Raw genomic sequence first — 8,824 nt, forward strand, 5'->3', positions numbered from 1 at the left:
TATTTAAAGCTAATTCAAAGCCATAGGTTCGAAAAGACAAGCCTCAGCTAAGCTTTGGGTCGTGAGACGATTTTGAACGCGTTTAAGCACTTTTTTAAGGTGTTTTGGATAGATTCTTTGGTTGGCTGAAATTTAAGAGGATCAGCATCCCTTAAAAGAGATAGCCTGGAAGGCTTAGTATCAAGAAGAAATTTGAAAACCGTCGGCCTATATTTGTTCAGAGGGAAAGGAACTTTTATGCCAAAGCCCGGCAATCAAATTGGCGGCCAGTTTGGTCCGAAACGGAGGGGTCACTTTTGCCGAAATACGCAGAATGGTTATTATAGTATGGCTGATGATGGAATAATTTAAAACTTTGAGATAAGATTAGTACTAGATTTCGCACTAGTACTAAGATTTATCACTATTAAACAACAATTAAACAGTTTCTTTGTTAAACTAATAATTAGGTTATCTTTGCGCTACGAGCGTAAAATCAACTTAGGTTGCAATTGCCGAAATAAAGTATGCCAGTTGCCGGTTAACACTGTTGAGGAAGCATTAACGCACATACAATAAAGAAAAATAGATGAATATTTCACCAAACTCAGTAGTTGCATTAACTTACGAATTGCATACTACTAACGAAGAAGGACAACAGGTTTTTGTAGAAAAAGCCGATCAGGAAAATCCTTTAGTATTTTTATATGGCGTAGGCATGATGTTGCCTAAATTTGAAGAGCATTTAACCGGTTTAAAAACTGGTGATGAATATGCTTTCGAATTATCAGCTGAAGACGGTTACGGTGCTATTGATCCGGGTGCTTTTGCCGATTTGCCAAAAACCATGTTTACCGAAGCTGGTGGCGAATTGCCTAATGTTGGCGATGTAATTCCTTTGCAGGATAACAACGGTAACCAGTTCAGAGCAGGTGTTACTGCTGTGCATGAAGATACTATCTCTGTAGATTTAAACCACCCAATGGCAGGTAAAAACCTGGTATTTAACGGTGTGATTTTAAATGTACGTGAAGCTACTCAGGATGAGTTGGCTCATGGTCACGCTCATGGTGCTGATGGTCACTCAGGTCACTAAGTTATAAATAAGCGATTTCAATGAAGTCAGGTTTAAATGGCAACTTTGCCGTTCAAACTTGACTTTTTTCGTTGATATCTACCTTTAATCCTCAAAAACCTTTTCCAGCACCAGCGTAAAGCCCGGTAAAATGCTTGTGGTTACTTCTTCGCCAATTGTGAGTAGTTTGGTAGGCTGAAACTTACCATGATCGTCCAAAATATACCTGAAGAAGCTTTTGTCTGACGGGCTTACAATCCAGTATTCTTTAACGCCAGCTTCTTCATAAACTTCATATTTGTTAATCAGTTCTTTTTTATTGTTACCTGGCGATAAAATCTCTACCACAATATCGGGTGCACCGATGCAGCCACGCTTATCCAGCTTGCTTTGATCGCAAACCACAACAATATCAGGTTGTACCACAGTGAAAATTTCTTTATCCAACTGGGTTTTCTTCGCCAAGCGAACATCAAAAGGCGCCGTGTACACTTCACATTTATATCCATTCAATGCATTATAGATTGGATTAGAAATTCGTCCAGATATTTTTTGATGGATGCGGTTAGGAGCAGGACTCATTCTGAAAATATGTCCCTTAATAATTTCTAAGCGCTCTTCAAATTCAAAACGCATATAATCCGCATAGCTGTAATAGCCTGCAAAATCTACCTCGTTAACGGTTTGGATAGGAGGAAGCTCTTCCTCAGTTGGATATGGTTTAATATTTTTCATAGCAGCGTTAACCAAATATAATAAAATATTAAACGACTAACTAGAAATCGATCTTTATACGTAAGCCGCCATTGGTCAGATTCAGGTTTTCTTTAGAGAAAGTTTTCATGGGCAATCTTAAAAAAGGTTCAATGGCAATGTTGTTCTTTTTCGAAATTTTTTGCTTATAACCTAACGAGAAGTTGTAAAAACCAATATACTTATCCGGATCTAAATTGTTTTCAGGCTGCGGTTCAGTTGTTTTTTCCTGTACAATCAACATTTTCGAATCGGCCAGACCATTTGCCGTTGAATAAGAAACATTTTGTACCTGGTTTACGATATAATTATTCTGCTGGCTATTGTTAATTACGGCTAATGCCGAAACCCCCACGCCGGTATACAGTTTATCGCTAATGTTATACTTTAACTCTAAAGGAATGTTTATTCCGCGGACTTTAGCATCAACTGAAGATAAATTTTTGCCCGACAAGCTTTGTGGTGCCTGGGCATTGAGTGATTCGGTGGTGCTGATCGAAGCATAAGAAACACCAGAACTGATAGACAGCTTATTGGCTATAGCATACGATAAGGAAACACCATAGTTCATGGTTACCTTATTGTCGTTACCCATAGCTGGGGCTACATAAACATCTGGTGTCCATTTAGATGGCTGACCAGCTTTTGCAACCGGTTTATTTTGATTGTCGCGACTATCCTGCGCCAGTAAATCCTCAAACCTCATTTTTGGTGTCTGAGCAGGTGCAGGTGCAGTTTTTTTCTGCGTATTTAAAATATCGACAGGTTTATACGAAGAACCCGCCAGATTAATGCCTTTAAGGGTGTTTTCAAGCAAATTAACATTCGTTAATTCAATTTCATTAGTAGCTTGTTGCAGTGTAAAACTGGTGTTTTCAGTGGTTAGGGGCTTTGTAGTCCCTGTATTTTGAACAGGTTTGTTGCTGGCCAAAAGTGGTGCATTCGTATCATTAAGGCTGGCTACCGGTGCAGGATTTTGTTTAATGGCTACATTTTCGTCAGCTGTTGCTTTAGGGCCATTGTTATGGTGTAATTGAGTATGAGGTTTAACGGCAACAATATCGTTTTTCTGATCTTGTGTATTAAGCGCAAAAAATACGCCTCCAAGTACAAAAATTAAGGCAGCAGCAGCCCATAGCGGCCAAAAAGCAATGCGCCGTTTTTTCTCTTCTGTTCCTGAAAAGCGCTCCCATGCCCCCGCAGGATAATGTTCCTCGTGGCTTTGAAGCTGTGATTTGATATGCTCAATTAATTCCTTATCCATTTTTTTCATATGAATTAACCAAGGTATTTAGGTAAAGGGTACGTAACTTATTTTTGGAGCGTGTAAGGTAAACACGGCTCGAACTTTCGGGTATATTTAGCATTTTCGATATCTCATCGTGTGCAAAGCCTTCAATTTCATATAAGTTAAATACCAGTCTCTGCGTATCTGGTAAGTGATTTAGTAAGTTCAAAATATCATTAACATGCAGCTCGGAAGCAACCGAAACCTGGGTAACCGGATGTTCGTGCTCTGCCAGATCATCAACATAAAACTGAATTTTTGAACTCCGTATTTTATCTATAGCCGTGCGCGAAGCAATCTGCGCAATCCAGCCTTTGAATGATCGCTGTAATTCTTCTGGATTTTTGGGCGCTTTGAAAGTGCCAACATGCTTGAAAATTTTGATAAAAGTATCATTTACAAGCTCTTCACTGTCCGAAGGATTCTTGGTATACCTTAAAATAATGCCCATTAAATAGCCATAAAATGATTTATACATCATTTCTTTACAGCCATTGTCGTTTTTTACACAGCCTTTTAAAATTTCCTCAAAACTGAGTATTTTTTTTACCACCCCTGTAAAGGACTATTAATTAAAGGTTTATCATGATTAATTTTTGCAAATTTAAGAAAATAACACCGCGCAAAAGTTTGTGCAGTGTTATTTTCAGTTTCCACAGGTAGGTAGATTATTTGTTTGTCATAACTGACAAGCCAACTCCGGTGCTATCGGTTTTAGATGATAATCCTTTAGCCCAGATGGTATAAATTTTTCCCTTTTCAATTTTTACAGCTGGCAAGCTAACTTTAACTGTTCCGCCTTGTTTTAACTGGAAAGTATAGCTATCGTTTGGTGCAATGCTGGTAAAAGGTGTAAATTCTTTAAATGCTTTAGCCGTAAATAAAGGTGCATCAGTACCTGCTACAGCTAAATCGAACGGACTTGAACCAGGGCTTAGGTTTACGAAACGAACTTTAGCCTTATCAGTTTCAGGTGCTTTTAAATCGTCTTCCAGTACTAAAAGTTTGGTCGATTTTAAAGTGTCAACTACGAAAACAGAGTAAAAAGAGCCTGATTTTAAAGTTGCAGTGGTGGTAGTTAAATACTTTAACGAATCTTTTTTAGCTACACCAACCAATCTGGTACCTGGATAAGCGGCATAATAGCCTAAATCTTTGGTATAAGTAAAGCTGTTTATTTTTTGGTTATCGAGCACAAAATCTAAAGCAGCAGTTCCTGGTGATGCGTGTACGAAGCCAATACCGGCAGCCTCGATAGGATCGTTGTTAAAATCTTTTTTACAGGCGGTTATGGTTAATGTAATTGCTAGGAGAGAGAAAATAATTTTAGTAGTGATACCGAAGTTTTTCAAATTAGTTTTCATTTTAATGTTTTAAATCAATTTTTTAATAAAATTGGTTAATGGCCATTAACGCTTTTTTCTTGTAAAACGATTAAGGCAATGAAAACGCTACAGCAGGCAGGTATTTTTTTTAAAAGAAAAGCCGCCCAGGTTTTTCGGGGCGGCTTTCAAGGCAATTATTTTTATATTTTACGAATACATTTCTTCGCGAAGTTTGGCAACATCCGCATTGTTAATGTATTCATCGTAAGTCATTAACTTATCAATAGTACCTTTTGGCGTAATTTCGATAATCCTGTTTGCAACAGTTTCAGTTAACTGGTGATCTCGCGAGGTAAACAATATTGCACCTTTAAAATCTTTCATACCATTGTTCAATGCTTCAATCGATTCTAAGTCTAAGTGGTTGGTTGGCTCATCAAACATCAATAAGTTAGCTTGTTGTAACATCATTCTCGAGAACATACAACGCATTTTCTCACCTCCCGATAATACTTTAACGTTTTTCAATACTTCCTCGCCCGAGAATAACATACGGCCTAAAAAGCTACGTACAAATTGCTCATCGGCATCAGTGCCAGAGTATTCACGCAACCAATCAACCAGGTTTTCGTCTTTACCGGCAAAGTATTCTGAGTTATCGTTAGGGATATCGGCCGTGCTGATGGTAACACCCCATTTAAATTCACCCTTATGGTCAGCATCGCGACCGGTTAATACATCGTAAAATGCTGCGGTAGCCAAACTGTTTTGTGATAAAATGGCAATCTTATCGCCCTTATTTACCATGAAAGTGATTTTATCGAATAATACACCGTCATTTCCGCTTTTACCTAAGTTTTCTACCTGTAAAATCTGGTCACCAGCTTCACGGCCTGTATTATTGAAAATAATGGCAGGATATTTACGGCTTGAAGCTTTAATTTCGGTGATATCAATCTTATCTAAAGCTTTTTTACGTGAAGTAGCTTGCTTAGATTTGGAAGCATTGGCACTAAACCTGCGGATAAATTCCTGCAACTCCTTAACCTTATCTTCCATTTTCTTGTTCTGGTCGCTACGTTGTTTTAACGCCAGCTGACTAGATTCGTACCAGAAAGTGTAGTTACCGGTGTAGATACTCATTTTAGCAAAATCGATATCCACAATATGCGTACAAACAGCATCTAAAAAGTGCCTGTCGTGCGATACTACTAATACAATGTTCTGGTAATCGGCTAAAAAGTTTTCCAACCAGGCAATGGTTTCGATGTCCAAATCGTTGGTAGGCTCATCCAATAATAAAATATCAGGATTACCAAATAAAGCCTGAGCCAATAACACACGTACTTTTTGTGTATTATCAAGCTCTTTCAATAATTTATAGTGGTTATCTTCAGTGATACCCAGGTTGCTCAACATGGTTGCGGCGTTGCTTTCCATGTTCCAGCCATCCATTTCAGCAAAAAGATTTTCGAGTTCTCCGGCACGTTCGCCGTCTTTCTCAGTAAAATCTTCTTTCATGTAAATGGCATCTTTTTCTTTCATGATGGCATAAAGTTCTTTATGACCGATCATTACTGTTTCTAATACCGAAAATTCGTCAAATTCGTAGTGGTTCTGTTTTAAAACCGCCATTCTTTCGCCCGGAGTAAAAGCAACACTACCCGAAGTCTGGCTAACTTCTCCTGATAAAATTTTTAGAAAAGTAGATTTACCTGCACCGTTAGCCCCAATTACACCATAGCAGTTGCCCTGGGTAAACTTTAAGTTAACATCCTCAAATAATGTGCGTTTGCCGTATCGTAACGATAAATTAGAAACTGAAATCATGCTATAATTGAAATAAGGCGCAAAGATAGGCAAAAAGGTTGAGGCTGGAAAGGATGGAAGGATGAAAGGTTGAAGGTTTAAGGCTGGAAGATATCGAGCCCTCTCCATAAACAATAAGGTTTAATGTGTAATCTGTGGCAAAACATTTATTTTAGCCTTATGGAAAACCATCCACTACTCGAAACCATCAAAACAACCCTTCAAAAGAATAAGGTAGAAAAACTAGCCGCCATTGCATCAGAAGATACTTTTTCGGTTAAAGATTTAATTGATCTCAGTTTCTATCATGACGAGCAGATCGGTTTCAGGGCGGCATGGATATTGGAAAATGTGTGTAGCAGCCATCAGGATAGGTTTTTGCCGCATTCACTTTATTTTCTGGAGAAATTTCCTCTGCAACGCAATTTTTCGGCCCTCAGGCATTTTGTTAAGATTCTGGCTTTTATGACTAAGAAAAATGCTTCGCCTGAAATAAAAGAAATTATTCACGATTATGATACCGATCATTTGGTTGAAGTGGTTTTTAGCTGGTTAATTGACGAAAAGGTACCTGTTGCCATTAAATCGCACTGCTTAAATATTCTTGCTAATTTGAATACGAAGCACGAGTGGATTAAAGACGAACTCATGGAGACCATGGATTTTTTAGTAGATAAAGAAAGTATTGCGTTTTTTGCCAAGGTTAAACAAATCAGGAAGCAGTTGGCAGGAAGCAGGGAACCGAGAATCAAGTAAATTGGGTATAGAGCGTTAAGTATGGAGAATCAAGTAGCAAGTACTCAGCTTGGGTCTTTTTGCTTTAGTCTTTAATCTTTCCGCTATATTTTTGGTTGATAAAAAGTCAAACCTTTAAGCATTTTGACCTTAAACCTTAAACCTCATGCCTTTTACCTTATATTTACCAGATGAGCACTAATTACGAAATTGTATCAAAAGTTATAAAAGAGCGCCGCAGTATTTTTCCGGCCAGTTATATTAAAAAGGAAATTCCGGTTGAAGTGATTAACCAGATTTTAGAAACTGCCAATTATGCGCCAACCCATAAATTAACAGAACCCTGGCGTTTTGTGGTAATCAGGAAAGCAGGTTTAGCCAGATTAGGTGAAGAATTGGGGCGCTTGTATAAAGCCCTGGTTAGCCCGCAACAGTTTTTGCAGAAAAAATACGATAGTTTTGCGGAGAAAACAGGTCAGGCCGATTGTATTATTGCCATTAACATGCAGGTGAGCGGCAAAATACCTGAATGGGAAGAACTGGCAGCTGTCGCCTGTGCCGTACAAAATATGGCCATAACTGCTGAAAGTTTAAAAGTTGGCGCTTACTGGAGTTCGCCACCGCTTATTGATGATCTGGACGATTTTTTAAACCTGAAAGCAAACGAGAAATGCATCGGATTGTTCTACATGGGCTATCACAACGAAAAACCCTGGACTACAAACCGTGGGCCAATGTCCGAAAAGGTGAGTTGGATTGAAGAGTAGTCAGAAGTCTTGAGTCCTAAGTCAGGAGTCCGAAATCACGATTTACTTTGCTATCTTTCCGTAATGTTAAACCCTTTAGATAATTATTTCGAGCAAAAAGATGAACCTGTTAAAAGTTGCCTTCAGTATTTAAGGTCGCTTTTAACAGGTTATGCCGATATTACTGAACATTGGAAATATGGCATGCCTTTTTATTACCATAAAGGAAAAATGTTCTGCTATCTTTGGGTGCACAAAAAACTCCATCAGCCTTATATTGGTTTGGTAGATGGAAAACACATCGAACACGAAGATCTGTTGCAAGAGAAAAGAGCCCGAATGAAGATTTTATTAATCAACCACCTGGAAGATATCCCTAAAAGGAAAATCGAAACCATTTTAGCGCAGGCTTTTGCCCTTCGACAGTAATTTCACCCATCTTCCCTCATCTATTTTACATCATTACATTTCGCATTATGTCTGCTTTAAAATCGAATTTATTTCAATTGTGTTTAACTTTTATTCAAAAAAGGATAGAGAATATAACCTATTCCATGGAGCAGGCCCGTCAGGCATCAAATGATGATACCAAGAGTAGTGCCGGCGATAAATATGAAACCACCCGCGAAATGATGCAGCAGGAAATGGATCGCAACAGTAAGTTGTTGTACGAAGCCGGGCAACAGAAAATAGCCTTGCAACTGCTTGAAAATGTAGAACCAGCTAAACTGGTCAAAAATGGAAGTGTGGTATTAACTTCTGAAGGTAATTTTTACATCAGCATTAGTGCGGGCGAATTAAATGTAGACGGACAGAAATTCTTTGCGGTATCACAGGCATCGCCCATTGGCAAATTGCTGATTGGAAAGGCTAAAAATGAAAGCTTTAAGTTTAATGGCAAAGAATATCTGGTGAAAGATATTTTTTAAGATAATAATGGAGGATTAAACTCTGCGTTAATCCGCGTAATCTGCGGGAACTACTTTTAGCTATTTCTTCCCGCTGATTTAAGGTGATAAGCGCAGAAATTATCAGTTGGCAATTGGCAGTTTGCATTTCGAATTGAGTAAAAAAGGATTCAAATTTTAAACTCTGCGTTAATCCGCGTAATCTG

10 protein-coding genes are annotated in these 8,824 nt (G+C 38.4%); 5 read left to right on the top strand and 5 right to left on the bottom strand.

Annotated features, from left to right (window positions below):
• Positions 1-568 precede the first annotated feature (568 nt).
• Complete coding sequence (locus BLR37_RS21760; RefSeq protein ID WP_090772355.1) at positions 569-1,075, top strand: FKBP-type peptidyl-prolyl cis-trans isomerase; 507 nt, start codon at positions 569-571, stop codon at positions 1,073-1,075.
• 84 nt (positions 1,076-1,159) lie between these two features.
• Here BLR37_RS21760 and BLR37_RS21765 read toward each other — a convergent pair whose 3' ends face one another.
• From BLR37_RS21765 to BLR37_RS21785, 5 genes are all read right to left on the bottom strand, one after another.
• A complete protein-coding gene (locus tag BLR37_RS21765; protein WP_090772357.1) occupies positions 1,160-1,789 on the bottom strand; it encodes a Uma2 family endonuclease in 630 nt (209 codons plus the stop codon).
• 40 nt (positions 1,790-1,829) lie between these two features.
• The gene (locus BLR37_RS21770; RefSeq protein ID WP_143009645.1) at positions 1,830-3,071 is read right to left on the bottom strand and encodes a hypothetical protein; all 1,242 of its coding nucleotides are present in this window, start codon (positions 3,069-3,071) and stop codon (positions 1,830-1,832) included.
• On the bottom strand, positions 3,064-3,648 hold the full coding sequence (locus BLR37_RS21775) for an RNA polymerase sigma factor (RefSeq protein ID WP_039480010.1): 585 nt from the start codon (positions 3,646-3,648) through the stop codon (positions 3,064-3,066). The genes BLR37_RS21770 and BLR37_RS21775 overlap by 8 nt, the downstream gene beginning before the upstream one ends.
• 115 nt (positions 3,649-3,763) lie before the next feature.
• On the bottom strand, positions 3,764-4,459 hold the full coding sequence (locus BLR37_RS21780) for a DUF4397 domain-containing protein (RefSeq protein WP_090772361.1): 696 nt from the start codon (positions 4,457-4,459) through the stop codon (positions 3,764-3,766).
• Positions 4,460-4,627: 168 nt separating this feature from the next.
• Complete coding sequence (locus BLR37_RS21785; RefSeq protein ID WP_090772364.1) at positions 4,628-6,250, bottom strand: ABC-F family ATP-binding cassette domain-containing protein; 1,623 nt, start codon at positions 6,248-6,250, stop codon at positions 4,628-4,630.
• Positions 6,251-6,409: 159 nt separating this feature from the next.
• Between BLR37_RS21785 and BLR37_RS21790 the strand changes: the two genes are divergently transcribed.
• The 4 genes from BLR37_RS21790 to BLR37_RS21805 all read left to right on the top strand — a co-directional run bounded on the left by BLR37_RS21790 (position 6,410) and on the right by BLR37_RS21805 (position 8,639).
• Complete coding sequence (locus BLR37_RS21790; RefSeq protein ID WP_090772366.1) at positions 6,410-6,985, top strand: hypothetical protein; 576 nt, start codon at positions 6,410-6,412, stop codon at positions 6,983-6,985.
• Positions 6,986-7,155: 170 nt separating this feature from the next.
• Positions 7,156-7,731: a nitroreductase family protein gene (locus BLR37_RS21795; protein WP_090772368.1), complete on the top strand. Its 576-nt coding sequence runs from the start codon at positions 7,156-7,158 to the stop codon at positions 7,729-7,731.
• Positions 7,732-7,794: 63 nt separating this feature from the next.
• A complete protein-coding gene (locus tag BLR37_RS21800; protein WP_090772370.1) occupies positions 7,795-8,139 on the top strand; it encodes a DUF1801 domain-containing protein in 345 nt (114 codons plus the stop codon).
• 47 nt (positions 8,140-8,186) lie between these two features.
• Positions 8,187-8,639: a 3-oxoacyl-ACP synthase gene (locus BLR37_RS21805; protein ID WP_090772372.1), complete on the top strand. Its 453-nt coding sequence runs from the start codon at positions 8,187-8,189 to the stop codon at positions 8,637-8,639.
• Positions 8,640-8,824 lie beyond the last annotated feature (185 nt).

This window comes from Pedobacter soli (genome assembly GCF_900101435.1).
In the GTDB taxonomy this organism is placed as follows: Bacteria; Bacteroidota; Bacteroidia; order Sphingobacteriales; family Sphingobacteriaceae; genus Pedobacter; species Pedobacter soli.